This window comes from Hymenobacter yonginensis, assembly GCF_027625995.1.
Lineage (GTDB): Bacteria > Bacteroidota > Bacteroidia > Cytophagales > Hymenobacteraceae > Hymenobacter > Hymenobacter yonginensis.
The window spans coordinates 1957672-1976643 of the sequence record NZ_CP115396.1 but is presented as its reverse complement, the minus strand read 5'-3'; the positions used below and the strand labels follow the sequence as shown (position 1 = coordinate 1976643).

The following is an 18972-nucleotide window of genomic DNA, read 5'->3' as shown; positions in this document are numbered from 1 at the left end:
GGCCTAGTCCTGTGGTGAGGTGAGAGGGCCAAACGGCGTAGCGTGGCACTATTTCTTCAGCACCAGGTAGCCAGTAGCGCGGGATTATTTCTTCAGCACTAGGTAGCCATAGGCCGACAGCGAAATCTGGGCGTCCAGCGTCACGGAGCCTCCGGCCAGCGCATTGGTCCAGGTGGTGTTGGCCAGGTTGGCGGGCAGGGTGTACACCTGCGGGGTGTTACGCACGTTGGCTACCACAAACGCCTGCTCGGAGCCGGCCGTTTTGGTGAAAGCGCATACGTTGCGGGTGCTGAGCGGCGTGGGGGTGCCCACGCGCAGGGCGGCGCTGCCGGCGCGGGCGGCCAGCAGCTGCTGGTAGGCGCGCTTCACGTCGGGGTTGCGGCCCCAGCGCACTTTCACGCTGGTGAACGGGAACGTAATGGCCTGGCTCATGCCGGCTTCCTGCCCGTTGTAGATCATGGGCACTCCTTTATATAATGCCGTCACCACGAAGGCCGACATGGCGCCTTCCTTGCCGCCAAACAGGGTGACGGGCGTGCCGTCGGAGCCGTTTACGTCGTGGTTGGTGATGTAGCGCACCACCTGCTGGGTGCCGGAGGCGCCATTGTACTCACTGTTGTTGAGGGCGTCGAAGTTGCTGACCGCGCTGGCGCCGTTCTTGTACACCTGGTAGATGCCGCCGTACCAGCTGAAGCCGAAGTTGTAGTCGAAGCCGGAGCTGAAGTTGGCGGCGCGGGTGCCCTCGGCCAGCAGCAGCAGCTTGTGGCTCTTGATGTTGCGCAGCGTGTCGGTGGCCTGCTTCCAGAAGTCGTTGGGCTGGAAATCGGCGTAGTCGAAGCGGAAGCCGTCTACGTTGGCCGTGTACACCCACGATTTCAGGGCTGAAATCATTTCCAGACGCATGGCCGCATTGCTGAAATCCAGCTGGGCCACGTCGTTGTAGGTGGTGCCGTTGTTGGATACGGGCGTGATGGCGCCGGCCGCGTTTTTCTGGTACCAGTCGGGGTGATCCGTAATCCAGGGGTTGTCCCAGCTGGTGTGGTTGGCCACCCAGTCGAGCATTACGGCCATGTTGCGCTGGTGGGCGCCGTCCACCAACGCCCGCAGGTCGGCGAGGGAGCCGAACTCGGCGTTTACCGACTTGTAGTCCTTCACGGCATAGGGCGAGTTCACCGATTTGCTGTCGGTGCCAATCGGGTAAATCGGCATCAGGTACAGCACGTTCACGCCCAAATCCCGGATGGAATCAAGCCGGGCCGTAACGCCAGCGAAGTTGCCGGTCTGGCTGAAAGCGCGCATGTTCACCTGGTACATCACCGCGTCCTGGCGGTTGGGTACGCCCGCGAAAGGCGTGCCGTATTGCGGAATTGGTGGCGGGCCCGGGTTGGTCGGCGGCGTGGGTGGCGTAGGCGTGGGGTCGTCGGTGCCCGACGATTTGCAGGCGCCCAGCAGTCCGGCCGCCAACAGCAGGGTCAGGCTAGCGCGGTTGACATTGGTAAACAGTGACATAAGGCAACGGAAAGTGGTGGGAATTTAAAAGGGGTAGTAGCGCGAACTTTGTAGTTCGCGCCTCCACGCCGCGTGGTTCGTTCTAACGGCGCGGGGACGCGAACTACAAAGTTCGCGCTACTGCTTAGCGGCCAATCGGCCGGAGGCTGATGGCTGCGCCGCCGCCGGGGGCCAGCTGCAGCTTGAGCGTGGATTTGCTGCTGACTTTCTGCTTGCGGATTTGGTAGGCCTCGGGGTTCTGGTCCCAGCTGGCTCCTTTGGCGTCGGCGTAGATAGTAGCCTCGTATTGCCGGCCGGGCGTCAGGAAATCGAACTTGATGGTTTGCTGACGCGGGTTTTCGTCAGTGATGCTGCCAACGTACCAGTCCTCGCGGCCCTTGGCTTTGCGGGCGGTGGTGATGTACTCGCCGGGTTCGGCGGCCAGAATGCGGGTATCGTCCCAGTCCACGGCCACGTCCTTGATGAACTGGAAGGCGTCGGGGTGCTGCTCGTAGGCCTCGGGCAGGTCGGCGGCCATCTGCACGGGGCTGTACATGGTCACGTACAGGGCCAGCTGCTTGGCCAGGGTGGTGTGTACCTGGCGGCCCTTGTTCTGGGCGGGGTTCCAGGCTTCCAGCTTGATGCGGAAAATACCGGGCGTGTAGTCCATGGGGCCGCCCATGAGGCGGGTGAAGGGCAGAATGGTTTCGTGCTCGGGCGGGTTGCCGGTGCTCCAGGCGTTGAACTCGTTGCCCCGGGCTGCTTCCGAGGCCAGCCAGTTGGGGTAGGTGCGGTGCAGGCCGGTGGGCCGCACGGCCTCGTGCATGTCCACCATCAACTCATGCTGGCCCAGCAGGGCGGCGGTGTGGTTGTAATGGTTGACCATCCACTGGCCGTCGTGGTGCTCCCCGCGCGGGATGATGCGGCCCACGTAGCCGGTTTTCACGGCCGCGTAGTTATGCTCCTTCATGAAGCGGTAGGCGGCATCCTGGCGCCGCTCGTAGTTGGTGACGGAGCCCGAGGTTTCGTGGTGCATCATCAGCTGCACGCCTTTGGCGGCGGCGTACTGCTGCAGTTCCGTGACGTTGAAATCGGGGTAGGGCGTCACGAAGTCGAACACTTCCTCCTTCCAGTTGCCGGCCCAGTCTTCCCAGCCCACGTTCCAGCCCTCCACCAGCACGCTTTGCAGGCCGTGCTGGGCAGCAAAGTCGATGTAGCGCTTCACGTTGGCGGTGTTGGCGCCGTGGCGGCCGTTGGGCCGGAGGCGGCTCCAGTCGGTGCCGGCCAGCTTGATATTGCTGGTGTCGGCGTAGTTCCAGCTGGCCTTGTTTACGTGCATCTCCCACCACACGCCCACAAATTTCTGGGGCTTGATCCAGCTGGTGGTGGGAAATTGCGTGGGCTCGTTCAGGTTCAGAATCAGCTTGCTGGCCAACACCTCGGGGGCTTTGTCGCTTACCACGATGGTGCGCCAGGGCGTGTGCTCGGGGGCCTGCAGGTAGGCGGCTGCGCCGGTGGCCGAGGGCACCAGGTGGCTGCGCAGGCTGTAGGTGGCGGGGGCCACGTCCAGCATCATGGCCGGGTAGTTTACCAGCGCGGCCTCGTGGATGTTCACGTACAGTCCGTTGTCGGCCTTCAGCATCAGGGGCGTCTGCACGCGGTGGGGGGAGGCTTTCTGCTGAATGGCCTCGATGGGCGTGGTGTTCACCTCGCTCAGGCGGGAGGTGGTGTAGGCGTACTCGTTGGAGTCGTAGTCGCCCGGAATCCAGAAGGCCTTGTGGTTGGCGGGCAGGTTGAACTCGGTCAGCTCCTGCTGCACCGTGAAGTAGCTCAGGCCCGGCTGGCGCGGCACTTCGTAGCGGAAGCCCACGCCATCGGCAAACACCCGGAACACCACGTCGAGGCGGCGGCCGGGCTGCTGGGGCTGGCGCAGATGCACCGTGAGCTGGCGGTAGTGGTTGCGGATGGTTTTCACCTCGCCCCACACCGGGTTCCAGGTTTCATCCACGTCCTTGGTTTCGGAGCCGGTGATTTCCAGCGGCCCCTCGAAGCCCGGCCCGTCGGCCAGAGCCAAACCCAGCCGGGAGGTGTTGATGACGGGTTTCGAGCCGAACTGCACGGCGTAGGTGGGCTGGCCGGCGGCGTTGCGGGCCACCTGCAGGCGTACGTTAGCAAGCTGCACGGTAAGCGGGGCGGTGGCCTGCGCCGCCGCCGAACCCGCCGGCAACAGCAGCAGCCAGAAATACTGACGCATGGGAATTAGAAAAGGGGAGCGGAACGTGGTGGCCGGACCAGCTGTCGGCCCGGAACACTACAAAGCAACCCATCCGTGCCCACCCGCGGAATTTATCAAGCCCGCGTCAAGAAAATATAATTGGGTATTGGGTTTAAGTTTTTGATTTATAGTTTATTGTATTGAAAATAGTTGGTGAAAATATAGACGGGATATAGCATGAGTTGAAGCCGATTTCAGCAATTGGGAAGAGTATTGGATTGAGGTGCACGATGTAGAGACGCAATATTTTGCGTCTCGTCGTTGCTGACGTTGTTCAAACAGCATGGTGCCGGCCGTTCAACGACGAGACGCAAAATATTGCGTCTCTACATCGTTCAAACCGCCCCAACCTACACCGCCTCAATGGCCATAATCCGGGCTTCGAATTCCTCGTTCGGGACGATGGAGCGGTTCTTCACCCGGGTTTTGTAGGTGTAGATGGTGTTGATGGAATAGCCCAGCATCCGGCTGATTTGCTCGCTGTCCTGGATGCCCAGGCGGATGAGGGCGAAGATGCGCAGCTCGGTGCTCAGCAGCTGGTCTTCGGGAAGGTGGAACTGGTCTTCGGGCTGGAACAGGGCGTTGAACTGCGGGATGAACTGCGGGAACAGCCGCAGAAACACCGCGTCGAAGCCGCGCAGCAGCTCCTGCCGCTGCTGCCGGATGTTGAGGCCGCTCACCAGCTTCTGCACGGCCCCGTACTGCTTGCCGGCCAGCTGGGTATCGAGGGCCTGCTTGAGGGTTTCGAGCCGGTCGAGCAGGCGGGAATTGTTGTGGAAGTAGTAGCCGATATACTCCTGCTTGATCTGGCTGGCCTCGTGCAGGCCCGTATTCAGCCGGGCCAGCTCCTCGTTGCGCTCCTGCAGGGCGTGGTTGGTGGCCGAAATCAGCTCCCCGGCCCGCTGCAGCTTGCGCAGCTGCCGCCAAATCACCCCGATAAACGCCGCCACCACCACCGCCAGCAGCGTCACGGCCCCGGCGTAGAGCCGCAACGAGCGGCGCTGCTGCTCAATGATGGTGATTTTCTGCCCCTCAATCACCGAGGAAATGTGGCTGATTTCAAGCTGCCGCTGCCGGGCCTTATAAAACGTGGCCTGGGCCCGCGCCTCCTTAATAAAGGCGTAGGCGTTTTCCAGGTCGCCGCGGCGGTAGCAGTACTCCGAGAGCTGAAACAGCGCCACCGTTTCCTTGGTAGCCGATTTCACATCGGCCGCCGCCGACTCCAGCAGCAGGGCAAACGCCCGGTCTTCCTGCCCCTGCAGGGTGTAGATGTAGGCCGTGGTGCTGGCACTCACCGCCAGCTGGTGCAGCGTGAGCCCGGGCAGCTGCCGGATGCGCCGGTACAACGCCGCGCCCTGCGCCAGCTGCCCGGTTTTCACGGCCCGGAACTGCTGCACCGACAGCTGCTCGTAGGAGCCCGGCCGGCTGTAGCGCAGCGCCGAATCGGCGTAGGCCAGGGCCTGGGTGTGGTAGGCGGGGCGGTACACCTGGTCGTGGTTGAAGTCGCCCAGGTCGCTGTAGGCGCGCGCCTGCAGGAAGTAGAACTCCTGCCGGTCGGCCCGGCTCAGGTAGGCCGGCCGGATGCGGTTCAGCTCCTCGAAGGTTTCCTTGAACATGCCCGAAGACAGCAGGATAAACGCCAGCTTCAGCCGGGCCAGCTCGGTTTTCTCGGGGCTATCCAGCTGCCGGGCCAGCCGGGTAAGCTGCTGGCTGTACACAAACGCCGAGTCGTACTGAAACGCCTTATATTCCTCGTAAATGCGCAGCCCCAGCCCGAAACGGGCCTCCGGGTTGGCCGGCGAGGCCCGGAAGGCGGCCGTGAGCACCGCAATGCGCTGCTGCCGCTGCTGGTCGTAGCGGGTTTTGTGGGCCAGAGCCGTTTGCAGGTTGCGCAGCAGGGGAGAAGGCGCCGTCGGCTCCGCCCGGCCCACCAGAGCCGAACCCACCAGAACGCAGACGAGCAGCAGAATTTTCACAAGGGTAAAGATGCGCCACGCACCGCAGCAAGCCTACCGCCAACCAAATAAAATCCGCCGGCCGTGTAGAGACGCGTATTCGCATCTCCTCGTTGAACGATTGACTCTGCGCCGCCATCACGATGTAGAGACGCAATATTTTGCGTCTCCCCGTTGAACGACTGGAACCACGCCAGCTACACAGCGGAATTGCTTCAATAGCAACTTGAAAATCAACAGCACGTCATGCTTCGCTGCGCTCTGCATGACGTGCTGTTGTTTCCTAAACAGCTTCAACGTCAGCAACCACGAGACGCGAGGTGTCGCGTCTCTACATCGTTCAAACCGAGAAGCCAGAAAAAGCAAAAGGCCCTCCAGATTTCTCTGAAGGGCCTTTGCGGTCCGGACGGGACTCGAACCCGCGACCTCCGCCGTGACAGGGCGGCATTCTAACCAACTGAACTACCGAACCAGTTCTCAATGCGGGGCAGACCATGTGTCGTTTCCGTTTTGATGATGCAAAAGTAGGGGGCCGGATTGGACTGCACAATAGGCCTGGGTAAAAAAGTGCGAAAAACTTCCGGACGCGGGTGTTGACGCCTGTTTATCAGGGAGAAAAAAAATGCAAAAATCCGCGGCAGCTGGCAGTGCGCCGTGTGCATGGCTTCGCTTACCTTTGCTTTCTTCTCTCACTTTGCAAACCTGACGCATTCTGCCGTGGCAATGCTCCTCGATTTTGAACAACCAATTGCCGTGCTCGAAGGCAAGCTCCGTGAAATGCAACAGCTGGCGCTCGATAGCCAGGTGGACGTTTCGGATGCCGTAGCGGCCCTCGAAGCCAAAATCAAGACCCTTAAAAAGGAAACCTACGCCAACCTGACCCGCTGGCAGCGCGTGCAGCTCTCGCGCCACCCCGAACGGCCTTACACCCTCGACTACATTGAGGGCATGACTGAGAAGTTTGTAGAGCTGCACGGCGACCGGACCGTGGGCGACGACAAGGCCATGGTGGGCGGCTTCGCTGAAATCGACGGCCGCTCGGTGATGTTCATTGGCCAGCAGAAGGGCCGCAACACCAAGCAGCGGCAGATGCGCAATTTCGGCATGCCCAACCCCGAAGGCTACCGCAAGGCCCTGCGCCTGATGAAGCTGGCCGAGAAGTTCGGCAAGCCCATCGTGACGCTGATTGACACGCCCGGCGCGTTTCCGGGCCTCGAGGCCGAGGAGCGGGGGCAGGGCGAGGCCATTGCCCGCAACCTCAAGGAAATGTTCCTGCTGAAGGTGCCCGTCATCTGCATCATCATCGGCGAAGGTGCTTCGGGCGGGGCCCTGGGTATTGCCATCGGCGACCGGGTGCTGATGCTGGAAAACACCTGGTACTCGGTGATTTCGCCGGAGTCGTGCAGCAGCATTCTGTGGCGCAGCTGGGACTACAAGGAGCAGGCCGCCGAGGCCCTCAAGCTCACGGCCACCGATATGCTGGGCAACAAGCTTGTGGACGGCATCGTGAAGGAGCCCCTGGGTGGCGCCCACACCGACACGGCCGCCATGATTAAAACCCTGAAGAAAACCATCCTCAAAACCCTCGACGAGCTGGAAGCCCTGCCCCACGAGGAGCGCATCAGCCAGCGCATCGACAAGTTCTCGGCGATGGGCGTGGTGCTGGAGTAGAACACAAGCACCCAAAGCACGTCATGCCGAGCGGAGCGAAGCATCTCGCCAGTGTGGTACAATCAGTTACTACACTGGCGGGATGCTTCGCTCCGCTCGGCATGACGTGCTTTTTTCATTTATTCGCCTACTGAATCCCTCCCAACCCAATTCCCATGACCGTTCATACCCTCGATACCGGCCTGTTTAAACTCGATGGCGGCGCCATGTTTGGCGTGGTGCCCAAAAGCATGTGGCAGAAGCTGGTGCCCGCCGACGCCAACAACATGTGCACCTGGGCCATGCGCTGCCTGCTGGTGGAAGACAACGGCCGGCTGCTGCTGATTGACAACGGCATCGGGGAGAAGCAGGACGAGAAGTTCCGGGGCCATTTCTACCTGCACGGCGACGACACGCTGGAAAAGTCGCTGCGCCGCCTGGGCTACACCTCGGCGGATATCACCGACGTGCTGCTGACGCACCTGCACTTCGACCACTGCGGCGGCTCGGTGGTGCGCACGGCTGCCGGCCAGTTGGAGCTGGCCTTCCCGAACGCCACCTATTGGAGCAACCAAAGCCACTGGGACTGGGCCGTGACGCCTAACGCCCGCGAAAAAGCCAGCTTTCTGAAGGAAAACATTCTGCCCATCCAGGAAAGCGGCCACCTGCGCTTTATTGATTCGGCCGCCGATGTGCCGGCTGAACTGGGCGCTGTGCGGGAAATCATCTTCGCCGACGGCCATACCGAAAAGATGATGGTGCCGCTGCTCGACTACAAAGGCAGCAAACTGGCCTTCATGGCCGACCTGCTGCCCAGCGCCGCCCACATTCCGCTGCCCTACGTGATGGGCTACGACGTGCGCCCCCTGCAGACCCTCACCGAAAAGGAGCAGGTGCTGCGCCGCGCCGCCGACGAAAACTGGGTGCTGGTGCTGGAGCACGATGCCGCCCACGAGTGCTGCACGGTGCAGCACACCGAAAAAGGCGTGCGTCTGGCCGATACGTTCAAACTGTCGGATCTGTAAGGTCGTTTTTCGCCTTTTGGCAGTGGGTTTTCGTTGTGAGTTGATACTAGCACTACCGGCACCGTGACACTGACCGAGAAGCCAATAAGCACCAGCCAACCTTCAGCAACGCCTCCCGGCCTGGCTTTGGCCTTGTCGGGGGGAGGGGCGCGCGGCTTGGCCCACCTGGGCGTGCTGGCCGCCCTCGACGAGCTGGCGCTGCCGGTAGCGGCGCTGGCCGGCGTATCGTCGGGGGCCATTGTAGGGGCGTTTTACGCGGCCGGGTTTGCGCCCCGCGAGATTCTGCAGCTGTTTATGGGCGTCAGCATCACGCGGCTCACCCGGATGGCTTTCAGCCGTTACGGGCTGCTGCAACTGGGGGCGGTGGAGGCGCTATTTGCCCGGCATCTGGGGGCCGGCTGCACCTTCGAGAGCCTGCGCCTGCCCCTGACGCTGGTGGCCACCGACCTGACGGCCGGGGCGTCGGTGCATTTTTCGCAGGGCCTGCTGATTCCGCCGCTGCTGGGCTCGTCGGCGGTGCCGGTGCTGTACCGGCCCATTGAGTACCAGGGCCGGCAGCTGGCCGATGGGGGCCTGCTTAACAACCTGCCCGTGGATGCGCTGCTGGGCCGGGGCTGGCCGGTGGTGGCCGTCAACTGCATTCCTACCAACACGGGCGGGCGGATTACAGGCTTCCGCAACCTAGTGGAACGCACCCTCAACCTGATTATCGGAGCCAACAGCACCCTCAGCAAGCAGCAGTGCCAGCTGCTGCTGGAGCCGCCGGAGCTGCGCGCCTACCGCCCGCTGGACTACCGGCGCGGGCAGGAGCTGTTCGATATCGGCTACCGCTACACGCTGGCGCAGGCCCTGGCGCTGCGGGCGCTGCTAACCGCGCCGGCCGATTCGCCAGAGCCGGAGTAAGCGGCTTACCTTACATTTTCCTAGTTTTGGCTTCCGGCAGTTCCGGCATTCCGCCGCTACCACTTTATTTCCGCTTCTTTCTGCATGGCCGCTCGCAAAACCTCTACGTTCTGGTACTACATTTCCAAAGCCATTTTCGCGGTAGCGGGCTGGCGGCTGGGGCCACGGGTGCCCGCCGACATCAAGAAAAGCATGATGATTGCCGCGCCGCACACCAGCAACTGGGACTTCATCTTCGCGCGGGCCGCGTTTTTTCTGATGGACGTGGACGTGAAGCTCACCATCAAAAAGGAGTGGACCACCATTCCGGTATTGGGCGCGCTGGTGCGTGGTCTGGGCGGCCTGGCCGTAGACCGCAGCCGCAACAACAGCCTCGTAGATGGTATGGTGCAGCTGTTTAAGGAACACGATGAGCTGGTGATTCTGATTACGCCCGAGGGTACCCGCTCGTACCAGCCCAAATGGCGCAAAGGCTTCTACCACGCCGCGGTGGGGGCCGGGGTGCCCATCCAGCTCGGCTACCTCGATTACAAAAACAAGGAGGCCGGAGTGGGCCCCGCCTTCTGGCCCACCGGCGACTACGAGAAGGATCTGGAGGAAATCAAGGCCTTCTACCGCACCAAGCAGGGCCGCTTCCCAGAGAAAGGCGTACGCTAAGTGAGTAGGGCGCGGCCCTGCTGTTCCTTCCTAAACCAGTTGTTCAGGCCAAAATCATGGAAAAGCTGCAGACATTGCTCTGGATAGTGCTGGGGTTGGGCGTGTTTATCTGGCGGATGGTGCAGAAGGCCCGGGCTACCACGGCCCGTGAGCAGCAGCAGCGCCCACCGCGCACGCGCCAGGTGCCGCCGTTGCCGGCCGCCTCGTTTGAGGAACTGCTGAAGCAGATGCAGGCCGGCAACCGTCCCGCTACTGCCACCCCGGCCGCGGCCGAGCAAACGACGCCGGCCGGCCGGCCTTTGCCGCGTGAAACGGCCGCCCCGGCCCGCAGCCTAGAACAACGCCAGCCGATGGCCGCTTCGCTGGAAACCACGCCGGAGGCCCGGTCGCTGGAGGTGCCGCTGCACGAGGCGCGCCGGGCCGCCAGCCAGCCCCGCGCCAGCCGCCGCCCCCACGAGCCCGCCGACTATTGGACCCGCCAGCAGGCCCGCGCCCAGGAGCCCGCCCGGGCCACCGTCACCGATCTGCTGCGCAATCCGGCCGACCTGCGGGCTGCTTTCGTGCTAAGCGAAATCCTGCAGCGTCGGTTTTAACTGATATGGGTAACGCGCTATTATCTAGCGTGTTATTTTTTTAACTTATAGCTGGGCGTTCTGCTTTTTTTCCTCGCAGGCGCTGAGCTTATTGGTGCGGTGAGCCGGTAGCACCAGCGGGTTATGCCTGGCTGTCGTTCTGCAGAAACAGCCGGAACGTGGTGCCGCAGTCTTCCTGGCTTTCCACTTCGATGTGGCCGCCAGGCCCTTCCACCAGCCGGTTGACCAGAAACAGACCGACCCCGGTACCCTCTGCCGTCTGCGGGTGGAAGCGCCGGAAGAGATGAAACAGCTCGGCCCCGTGGCGCTCCAGATTGAGGCCCAGGCCATTGTCCTGCACTTCCAGCACCGGCTGCCCGCCGTCCTGATACGCCCGCAGCTGTATGTGCGGGGGCCGGGCGGGGTGGCGGTATTTCAGCGCGTTGCCCAATAGGTTGAGCAGAATGGTTCGCAGGTTGATCCGGACGTACTGCAGCTGCGTCAGGGCCGAAAAATCGGTGCTGATGCGTGCCCGCGTGGTTAAGATCTGTGGGCGCAGGGCCTGCATAACATCGGCCGTGAGCTCGGCCAGGTTGACCGACTCGCTGACGGGTGGACTGGCTGGCCGCTGCTCCTGCACCACGGCGGCCAGGTCGTTGATGGTGGTGGACAGGCTGTGCAGCGACTCTTCCAGCAGGCGCATGATGGTAGCCGCATCGGGCTCCTGCACCACGGCGGTGCGGCGCAGCTCCTCAAACAGGCCCTGCAGGTTGTTGACGGGCTGCTTGAGGTCGTGGCTGGCGGCGTACACGAAGTTGTCCAGGTCCTGGTTGCTGCGGGCCAGCTGCTGGTTGCGCGCCGTTATCTGGTCGTTGGCGGCCGTCAGCTCGGCGTTCTTGCTGTGCAGGGCCTGCCGGGTGTGGGTCAGCTCCGCCAGCGAGTCGCGCAGCTGGCGGTTCATGGTCTGGATTTCGGCATGGTAGCGGTTCTGGTACTGCCGCCACTCGTTTTTCTCGATGGCGTAGACCACCGTTTTGTAGAGCAGCTCCCGGTCGAAGTGCTGCTTGACGAGGTAGTCGAGGGCGCCGTTGTTGAGGGCCCGCACCGCAATGGACTCGTTGCCGCCGCCCGTAATCATCACCACGCACAGGGTTTCGGGCGGGGCCAGCTGGCTTAGCTGCGTGAGCATGTCCAAGCCGTCGGTGTCAGGCAGGTTGTAGTCGAGCAGGATGCAATCGGGGCGGAGCTGGCGGAACAGCTCAAGGCCGTCTTCGCCCGAGGAGGCTTCGGCAATTTCCAGCCGCTCGTGGCCTACCTGCTGGCCCAGATAGCGCCGGTACAGCATCCGGTCTTCGGGGTTGTCGTCGATGAGCAGAATACGCTTCACAGTGCGCTAGCTAACAGGATATAGTTCAGACGAATCCAGCCAATACCGGGCAATAAGCCCTATTTTTTCTTCCAGCATGTGGTATTCGATGGGCTTGGTCAGGTAGCTGTTGGCCCCCAGGCGGTAGCACTCGGCAATGTCGCGGATATTGGCGGAAGTCGTGAAAACGATAACCGGGATGGTGCGCAGCACGGCGTCGTGCTTGAGCACGGATAGCACTGCCTGGCCGTCGGTGCCAGGCATATTCAGATCGAGCAGGATGATGCTGGGCAGCACACTGGGCCAGGCCGGGTGGCGGCCGTAGCCCTGCAGGTATTCCAGGGCCTGGTCGCCGTCTTCGCACCGCACCACCGGGTGGCGCACGTCGTTTTTGCGGAAGGCCCGGTTCAGGGCCGTAAAATCTTCCGCATTGTCGTCGACAATCAGGATGGGAGCAAAAGGAGAGGCTTTCATTTACAGGTGCTTGGAAATCGAAAAATAAAAAGTAGCGCCTTGCCCTAGCTCAGACTCCACCCACAGCTCGCCATCGTGCTTTTCCACCATTTTTCTGGCAATGGCCAGGCCCGCTCCGGTACCGCCCTCAAATTTGTCCTGCGCGTGCAGACGCTTGAAAATCCGGAAGATGCTTTCGTGGTGTTTGCGGGCAATGCCGATGCCATTGTCGCGTACGTAAAATACGTGGTAGTCGGCCGTGTCGCCGGTGCCCTGGGGGCCGCGTGCGGTGTCGGGCGCCTGGCCAATCTCCACAAACTTCTGCTCCGAGAGGTTGTAGCGCATGGCGTTGGTCAGCAGGTTGTTGAACAGCTCCTGCAGGCGCACCCGGTCGGCGCGCACGGTGGGCAGGTTGTCGAGCACGTGCACCGTGGTGCCGGTTTCGGCGATGCGTGGATACAGCAGATCCACCACCGCCGCCAGCACCTCCGCCAGCGACACTTCCTCCAGGCTCAGGTCGAGGCGGCCCACGCGGGAGAGCTGCAGCAGCGACTCGATGAGGCCTTCCATGCGCTGGCTGAGCCGGACCAGCGTCTGAAGCTTGCTGACGCCTTCCGCGTCCAGCACGTCGGCGTAGTCTTCCAGCAGAAACAGCGCGTAGTTGTGGATGCCCCGCAGTGGCTCCTTGAGGTCGTGGGAGGCCACGTAGGCAAACGAGTCCAGCTCTTCGTTGCTGCGCTCCAGCTCGGTGTTGAGGCGGGCCAGGTCGGTGGCGTGCTGCTCCAGGGCCTGAAACCGCTTCAGGCGTACATCGGAAATGTGCTGCCGGACGGCGGCGGCGGCTTCCAGCTCAAACGACTGCCAGGGCGCGGCCGTTTCTTCCACCAGCTGCTTCCAGGCCTCAAACGACTGGCGCGGCGACAGAAATACCTGCCCGTCGGCCAGCGTGACGGGTTTTTCGTGGCGGCCGGCCCAGGTTACGGTCTGCACCTGCTCGGGGCGGAACCAGAGGATGTACTCGCCCGGCGCCTGCGACAGGGAAATGGCCAGGATGCCGCTGGCCGTTTCCCGGATGTCGCGGCCAGCTGGGTTCAACCGGGGGTAGGAATCTGTGTGAAAAATGGGCTGGCGGTTGTGCGCATCGAGCCAGGCTACCAGGGCGGCTATCTGGGGCTCATCGGGCGTCTGGCCCAGGCGGGTTATTTCGCCGCCGTAGCAGATGGCCGCGCCGCCGCACCGGAACATGTCCAGCAACGTGGGCGTGTAGTGCGCCAGCTCGGTTGTGAAGCTGCTGTCGACCGTGACCAGCTCGAACAAACGGGCTTGGTGCTCCCGCACATGCTGCCGGTAGCTTTGCTCGTCCTGCTGCTCCTTTGACCTGAGCAGCATCGACAGGGTTTTGCCGATGAATTGGCACAGCTCGCGCAGCTCGTAGCTTACCAGCCGCGGCGTTTCGTGGTGGCAGGTAATCATGCCCCACAGCGCGCCTTCCCGGATCAGGGAAATGGTCATGGTGGCGGCCGAGCCCAGGTTGTGCAGGTACTCCAGATGGATGGGCGACACGCTCCGCAGCACGGCGTAGGTCATGTCGGGGGGGCGGGAGGCGCCGGGGCGCAGGGTGGGCACCAGCGGCACGGGCTGGTAGCGGGCATCGGGAATGAAGCGCAGCCAGTTTTTGAGGTACATGGCCCGGGCCTGCCGCGGAATGTCGGAGGCCGGGTAGCGCAGCCCCAGCCACGGGGCCAGGTCGGGGCGGATGGCTTCGGCAATCACCTCGCCGCTGTCGTCGGGCGCAAACCGGTAGATGGCCACCCGGTCGAAGCCGGTGAGGGCCTGTACCTGCTCAGCCGCAATCTGGCAGCATTCGAGCACGCTGTCGGCGGCCAGCAGCTGGCCCATGGTCAGGTTGAGGGCGGGCAGGTCGAAGGCATTGTTGCCGGCTTCGGCCACCGGCTCGCCTTCCACCCACACTAAGCCATCGTGGCGGTGCAGAATCAGCTTGTAAAAGGGCTGGCCCGCCACCCCGGTGAGGCGCACGCCCAGCAGGCGGGCCGTTTCGGTGAGAGTAGGCCACAGGGCGTCTACTTCGGCCAGATACGCCGCGTCCAGCAGCAGCTCCAGCCCCGCACCCAGCAGGGCGGGCGGCGCCAAACCCAGCACCGGCTCTACGTTGGCGCTGGTCTGCACGATGCGGCGGGTATGCTCGTCGAGGCACAGCAGAAAGCCATAGGGCTGGATCAGGCCTGGAATATGGATGGGCTCCCGGTCGCAGTTGGTAAGCGTGATGTCCGAGGCCAGAAGGTTTTCGTCGAAGTAGCTTACGGACGATTGAGCCATGCAGCAAGGGTGGTGAAAAGGGTAATGGCCGAATCTACTATTTCCTGCTCGTTTTCCTCGGTGGTGGCCTCGGTCAGGAGCTGGCAGAAGGCTTTCCAGCGGGGGCCGGTGAGCGGGCCGTAGCCCTGGAAGTAGCGGGAGGCGGGAATGCCGGCCTTGCTGAGCTGGCGAGCAATCACCTGGCCGCCCAGCGTGGAGCCTTCCAGCACGTAGAGCGCGCCCAGCAAGGCCGGCCTGGTGGCCAGCACCGGAAACCCGGGGCACAGCGGCGGGGTGCCCGCGTAGCCCAAGTGGTGCAGGTCTGCGAGGATGAAGTGGGCGCGAAACCGCTCGTTCAGCTCCCAGGTGGGGCCGAAGTCGGCGGCGTGCTGCCGCAGCTGGGCTTCAAAAGGGGCGATGATGCCGTGCATGCGGGCCAGAAACTGCGCCGTATCGGCCGCCGTGACGGTGCCGGCGGCCAGGGCCTGGTTGAACGGGTTCAGCTCGACGGCGTCGTGGGAGGGGCGGGTTTCGGTGCGCAGCCGGGACAGAATCCCTGGCGCTTGCAAAGCAGGCGGCATACAGAGGGTCGGAATTGAAACACTAAAACTACGGCAAAGCCGCCCGAGGTGCCGCGTTTTGCCAAAAAAATGCCGGCCAGCCGCCCAGGCCCAGCCAGCCCGGGCGGCTGGCCGGCTACCCACAGAAACGGAGGCAGAATTATGCGGCGGGACTTAGTCCTGGGTCAGGGCGTAGCTTACCAGGTTGGCGCCCATCTTCAGAGCCGCCTCGTGGGTGGCGGGGGTGTCTTCGGGGTAGGTACCCAGGTCTTCCCAGCCGTTGCCCAGGTCGCACTCAAAGCTGTAGAAGCACACCAGCCGGCCCTTATAGAGCAGGCCAAAGCCCTGAGGGCGCTTGCCGTCGTGCTCGTGTACTTTGGGCAAGCCTCTGGGAAACTGAAACTTCTGGTGGTAGATGGGGTGGGAGAAGGGCAGTTCCACAAACTCCAGCTCCGGAAACACCTTCTTCATCTCGGGCCGGATGAACTTGTCGAGGCCGTAGTTGTCGTCGATGTGCAGGAAGCCGCCGCCCATCAGGTAGCGGCGCAGGTTTTTGGCCTCAGCATCGGAAAAGAGCACGTTGCCGTGGCCGGTCATGTGCACGAACGGGTAGCTGAGCAGCTCCGGCGAGTCCAGCTCCACGGTGGCCTCGTCGGGGGCCATGTTGGTGCTGAGCGTCTGGTTGCAGAAGCGGATGAGGTTGGGCAGGCTGGTTTTGTTGGCGTACCAGTCGCCGCCGCCGCCGTAGTGCAGCTTGGCAATGCGGAAGCTGGGGGCCGCGGCGGGCGGCGCAGCGGCCGTGAGCAGCAGCAGAAACGTAACGGCCAGGCAGAGGGTCTTCAGCATATGTGGGCGAGAAAGGTGGGGGCAGCGGTGTTCAGACAGAAACGCAGAAGAGAGCGGCAGGCGTTCAACTTAGCGGTTTTCGGCCAACTCCCGGGCCACGTGTGCCGTGTGCACGGCGGCCAGGGCGGCCGTTTCGGTGCGCAGGCGGGAGGCGCCCAGCGTCACGGGCCGGACACCGCGGGCAAAGGCCGCCGCAATTTCCTGGGGCGTGAAGTCGCCTTCGGGCCCGATGAGCACGCAGCAGCTAGTTCCGGTTGCCGCCACGCGGGAAAGTGGCGTCCGGTCGCCTTCCTCGAGGTGGCCGATGAAGCTGGTGGCGCCATCAATGGTGGGCAGGAAGTCGGCAAAGTCCGTCAGCTCGTCCAGCTGCGGCAGCCACGCCTGGCCCGACTGCTTAAGGGCGCTGACGGCGATTTTGTGCAGGCGCTCCAGCTTCAGCTCGCGCCGCTCGGAGCGGGCGCAGCGCAGAAACGTGAGGCGGTCGACGCCGATTTCCACGGCTTTCTCCACCAGCCATTCCATCCGGTCGAGGTTTTTGGTGGGCGCCACGGCCACGTGCACGAAATAGGCGCGGCGCGGCACCTGCGCCTCGTGGGTGATGCGTAGCTGGCAGCGCTTGGGGTTGGCATCGGCTACTTCGGCCTGGAATACACCGCCGCGGCCATCCACCAGCACCACGGGGTCGGGGGCGCTCAGGCGCAGCACCCGCACGGCGTGCTTGCTTTCGTCTTCGGGAAGCGTGTAGGTAAGGCCGGAGAGGTCGGGGGCGAAGAAAGTGTGCGGCATGGGGCAAAGGTAAACCGGAAAAGCACGCGCCGCCGGCTGGGCCGCGCCAAGCTCAACATAACGCCTGGCCGGCGGGTGCGTATGCCAGAAGGTGCCTGCCAGTGGCAGCGCGCTACGCTATTCCTTCCACCTTGCATAATCTCACTATGTCCGTCAAGCTCAAAAAACTCTCCCGGCAAACCATCGTCATCACCGGCGCCTCGTCCGGCATCGGCCTCGTAACGGCCCGCATGGCTGCCAAAGCCGGCGCCCGCCTGATTCTGGCGGCCCGCAGCGAAGACGCCCTGCGTCAGCTAACCAGCGAAATCCGGCAGGCCGGCGGCCAGGCCGACTACGTGGTGGCCGACGTGAGCAAGCCCGAAGACGTGCAGCGCCTAGCCCGGGAGGCCGCCAGCCGCTATGGTGGCTACGATACCTGGATCAACAACGCCGGCGTGAGCATCTACGGCAAGCTGGAACAGGTGCCGGTAGAGGACATGCGCCGCCTGTTCGACGTGAACTTCTGGGGTTTGGTGAATGGCTCGCTGGAAGCTGCCAAGCACCTGAAAGGCAAGGGCGGCGCCATCATCAACGTGGGCAGCATCCTGTCTGAAGTCACGGCTATTCTGCAAACCATCTACTCGGCCAGCAAGCACGCCGTGAAGGGCTTCACCGACGGCCTACGCATGGAGCTGGAAATGGACGAGGCCCCGATTTCGGTGACCCTGATTCAGCCCGCCGCCATCGACACGCCCTACCCGCTGCACGCCAAAAACTACATGGAGCGCGAAGCCCAGCACGCGCCGCCCGCCTACGCCCCCGAAACCGTGGCCCGCGCCATCCTGTACGCTGCCGAAAACCCTGAGCGCGACGTGGTGGTGGGCGGCGGCGGCCGGGCCTTCATCGGCCTGAACCGCTGGACGCCCGCGCTGCTCGACCAGTTCATGGAGAAATCCTTCGCCAAGCAGGAGCAGGCCGACTACGCCCGGCGCCCGCTGCAGCAAAACGGCCTCGACCGGCCCGTGGGCCAGCTGGAGGAGCGCGGCAACTACCCCGGCAGCACCCGCGAAACCAGCTACTACACCGAGGCCGTAACGCGCGGCAACACCGGCCTTAAAGCGGCCCTGCTGGTAGGAGCCGGCGTGGCGGCCGCCGCCTGGCTGAGCGGCAAGGCCAAGCAAAACGCGTAAGCCAGCCTTCAATAAAACGCCAAACGGCCCCGCTGACACGCGTCAGCGGGGCCGTTTGGCGTTCAATTCAGCAACAGAAGGGCCTAGCCCAGCACCTCGTTCAGCAACCCCGCCAGCCGCACGCCGGCCTGCTGGATACGCTGCTTCATCATTTCGGAGTGCGCCGGGTAGTAGTTGTAGTCTACGTCGCCGTTGGCCGGGGCGCTGCGGTACACCTGCTCACTGGCCTGGTACGACTCCCAGAACCAGCTTTCCGGCGACGACGCCTGCCACTCGCGCACCTGCTGGCGCCGGATGGGGCCATCGTACTTGGTGGCCATTTCCGTGTAGGTCAGGCCCTGGTAGTCGATTAGGCCGCTGTCCCAGAGGCTGTGCATGTTGGTGTCCTTGCCGCGGTACTTCACTTTGATGTCGTTGCCACCCTTGTCCTCGGCATGGCCGGCGTGCAGGGGCTGGTGGGCGTCGCCCACGAGGTGCACCACAAACTTGAGGGCGGCGAGCTTCTCGGCCTGCGTCTTGCTGGAATCGGTTAGCTCTTTGAGCTTGGCCTGCAGCATGTTGTAGGCGTTGGGGCCGGTCTGGCTCTTCAGGTCCTGCAGATATTGCGTTTCGTTCAGGCCCGCGGGCGAGTTGACGTAGTGCCAGGGGGCGGTTTCCTTGAACTCCGGATAGTAGCGGATTTCGTCGGGCCAGGTGCTCACCAAAGCCAGCGTTTCGGTGCCCAGCAGGCGCTGTACTTCGCGGCGGGCCTTGCGGTTGAGGTGTTGCTCGGCAATCTGGCCCACGGCGCGGTGGCCGTCAACGCCCCAGGCCCACAAGCTCAGCGGCGACAGAAACAACAGAAACAGCGGCAGCAAAAGCTTGCGCATAATCAGAAAGGGAAGGTGGAAGGGTTGGAAAAGTTGGGCAAATTACTGGCATTTCAAGGATTTGCGGCAATCTTCCTTTTAA

General features: G+C 63.2%; 16 protein-coding genes and 1 tRNA gene. 6 read left to right on the top strand and 11 right to left on the bottom strand.

Annotated elements, in window-relative coordinates:
* Positions 1-84: 84 nt before the first annotated feature.
* The 4 genes from O9Z63_RS08715 to O9Z63_RS08700 all read right to left on the bottom strand — a co-directional run bounded on the left by O9Z63_RS08715 (position 85) and on the right by O9Z63_RS08700 (position 6190).
* Positions 85-1509: an alpha-amylase family glycosyl hydrolase gene (locus O9Z63_RS08715; RefSeq protein ID WP_270128913.1), complete on the bottom strand. Its 1425-nt coding sequence runs from the start codon at positions 1507-1509 to the stop codon at positions 85-87.
* A gap of 124 nt (positions 1510-1633) precedes the next feature.
* Positions 1634-3742, bottom strand: coding sequence for a glycoside hydrolase family 97 protein (locus tag O9Z63_RS08710; RefSeq protein ID WP_270128912.1), 2109 nt, complete (start codon positions 3740-3742; stop codon positions 1634-1636).
* Positions 3743-4113: 371 nt separating this feature from the next.
* Entirely contained in the window at positions 4114-5739 is a 1626-nt protein-coding gene (locus O9Z63_RS08705; RefSeq protein ID WP_270128911.1) for a DUF6377 domain-containing protein, read from the bottom strand.
* Between the two features lie 377 nt (positions 5740-6116).
* A tRNA-Asp gene (locus O9Z63_RS08700) sits at positions 6117-6190 on the bottom strand.
* Between the two features lie 251 nt (positions 6191-6441).
* Here O9Z63_RS08700 and O9Z63_RS08695 point away from each other — a divergent pair.
* The 5 genes from O9Z63_RS08695 (at position 6442) to O9Z63_RS08675 (ending at position 10546) form a co-directional block, all read left to right on the top strand.
* Entirely contained in the window at positions 6442-7389 is a 948-nt protein-coding gene (locus tag O9Z63_RS08695; RefSeq protein ID WP_270128910.1) for an acetyl-CoA carboxylase carboxyltransferase subunit alpha, read from the top strand.
* 155 nt (positions 7390-7544) lie between these two features.
* Entirely contained in the window at positions 7545-8393 is an 849-nt protein-coding gene (locus tag O9Z63_RS08690) for an MBL fold metallo-hydrolase (protein ID WP_270128908.1), read from the top strand.
* Positions 8394-8456: 63 nt separating this feature from the next.
* Positions 8457-9296 (top strand): patatin-like phospholipase family protein, encoded by an 840-nt coding sequence (locus O9Z63_RS08685; protein WP_270128907.1) that lies wholly within the window; start codon positions 8457-8459, stop codon positions 9294-9296.
* 84 nt (positions 9297-9380) lie between these two features.
* Positions 9381-9953, top strand: coding sequence for a 1-acyl-sn-glycerol-3-phosphate acyltransferase (locus tag O9Z63_RS08680; protein ID WP_270128906.1), 573 nt, complete (start codon positions 9381-9383; stop codon positions 9951-9953).
* A 56-nt stretch (positions 9954-10009) separates the two neighbouring features.
* A complete protein-coding gene (locus O9Z63_RS08675; RefSeq protein WP_270128905.1) occupies positions 10010-10546 on the top strand; it encodes a hypothetical protein in 537 nt (178 codons plus the stop codon).
* Positions 10547-10667: 121 nt separating this feature from the next.
* Here O9Z63_RS08675 and O9Z63_RS08670 read toward each other — a convergent pair whose 3' ends face one another.
* From O9Z63_RS08670 to O9Z63_RS08645, 6 genes are all read right to left on the bottom strand, one after another.
* Positions 10668-11912, bottom strand: a complete 1245-nt coding sequence (locus O9Z63_RS08670) for a sensor histidine kinase (protein ID WP_270128904.1) — start codon at positions 11910-11912, stop codon at positions 10668-10670.
* 6 nt (positions 11913-11918) lie between these two features.
* Positions 11919-12365, bottom strand: coding sequence for a response regulator (locus O9Z63_RS08665; protein WP_270128903.1), 447 nt, complete (start codon positions 12363-12365; stop codon positions 11919-11921).
* The gene (locus O9Z63_RS08660) at positions 12366-14681 is read right to left on the bottom strand and encodes an ATP-binding protein (protein ID WP_270128902.1); all 2316 of its coding nucleotides are present in this window, start codon (positions 14679-14681) and stop codon (positions 12366-12368) included. It abuts the gene before it with no gap.
* A complete protein-coding gene (locus tag O9Z63_RS08655; RefSeq protein WP_270128901.1) occupies positions 14663-15241 on the bottom strand; it encodes a biliverdin-producing heme oxygenase in 579 nt (192 codons plus the stop codon). The genes O9Z63_RS08660 and O9Z63_RS08655 overlap by 19 nt, the downstream gene beginning before the upstream one ends.
* 153 nt (positions 15242-15394) lie before the next feature.
* The gene (locus tag O9Z63_RS08650; RefSeq protein ID WP_269561330.1) at positions 15395-16066 is read right to left on the bottom strand and encodes a DUF4159 domain-containing protein; all 672 of its coding nucleotides are present in this window, start codon (positions 16064-16066) and stop codon (positions 15395-15397) included.
* A 69-nt stretch (positions 16067-16135) separates the two neighbouring features.
* Complete coding sequence (locus O9Z63_RS08645; protein ID WP_270128900.1) at positions 16136-16852, bottom strand: 16S rRNA (uracil(1498)-N(3))-methyltransferase; 717 nt, start codon at positions 16850-16852, stop codon at positions 16136-16138.
* Between the two features lie 146 nt (positions 16853-16998).
* On the opposite strand from O9Z63_RS08645, the gene O9Z63_RS08640 reads away from it, so the two are divergent.
* Positions 16999-18021, top strand: a complete 1023-nt coding sequence (locus O9Z63_RS08640) for an SDR family oxidoreductase (RefSeq protein WP_270128899.1) — start codon at positions 16999-17001, stop codon at positions 18019-18021.
* Positions 18022-18104: 83 nt separating this feature from the next.
* Here O9Z63_RS08640 and O9Z63_RS08635 read toward each other — a convergent pair whose 3' ends face one another.
* Positions 18105-18890, bottom strand: coding sequence for a S1/P1 nuclease (locus tag O9Z63_RS08635; protein WP_270128898.1), 786 nt, complete (start codon positions 18888-18890; stop codon positions 18105-18107).
* Between the last annotated feature and the right edge of the window lie 82 nt (positions 18891-18972).

Coding starts and splice junctions, on each gene's coding strand:
- O9Z63_RS08715 (WP_270128913.1), bottom strand. CDS start 1,509: ATGTCACTGTTTACCAATGTCAACCGCGCTAGCCTGACCCTGCTGTTG.
- O9Z63_RS08710 (WP_270128912.1), bottom strand. CDS start 3,742: ATGCGTCAGTATTTCTGGCTGCTGCTGTTGCCGGCGGGTTCGGCGGCG.
- O9Z63_RS08695 (WP_270128910.1), top strand. CDS start 6,442: ATGCTCCTCGATTTTGAACAACCAATTGCCGTGCTCGAAGGCAAGCTC.
- O9Z63_RS08690 (WP_270128908.1), top strand. CDS start 7,545: ATGACCGTTCATACCCTCGATACCGGCCTGTTTAAACTCGATGGCGGC.
- O9Z63_RS08680 (WP_270128906.1), top strand. CDS start 9,381: ATGGCCGCTCGCAAAACCTCTACGTTCTGGTACTACATTTCCAAAGCC.
- O9Z63_RS08675 (WP_270128905.1), top strand. CDS start 10,010: ATGGAAAAGCTGCAGACATTGCTCTGGATAGTGCTGGGGTTGGGCGTG.
- O9Z63_RS08665 (WP_270128903.1), bottom strand. CDS start 12,365: ATGAAAGCCTCTCCTTTTGCTCCCATCCTGATTGTCGACGACAATGCG.
- O9Z63_RS08660 (WP_270128902.1), bottom strand. CDS start 14,681: ATGGCTCAATCGTCCGTAAGCTACTTCGACGAAAACCTTCTGGCCTCG.
- O9Z63_RS08655 (WP_270128901.1), bottom strand. CDS start 15,241: ATGCCGCCTGCTTTGCAAGCGCCAGGGATTCTGTCCCGGCTGCGCACC.
- O9Z63_RS08650 (WP_269561330.1), bottom strand. CDS start 16,066: ATGCTGAAGACCCTCTGCCTGGCCGTTACGTTTCTGCTGCTGCTCACG.
- O9Z63_RS08645 (WP_270128900.1), bottom strand. CDS start 16,852: ATGCCGCACACTTTCTTCGCCCCCGACCTCTCCGGCCTTACCTACACG.
- O9Z63_RS08640 (WP_270128899.1), top strand. CDS start 16,999: ATGTCCGTCAAGCTCAAAAAACTCTCCCGGCAAACCATCGTCATCACC.
- O9Z63_RS08635 (WP_270128898.1), bottom strand. CDS start 18,890: ATGCGCAAGCTTTTGCTGCCGCTGTTTCTGTTGTTTCTGTCGCCGCTG.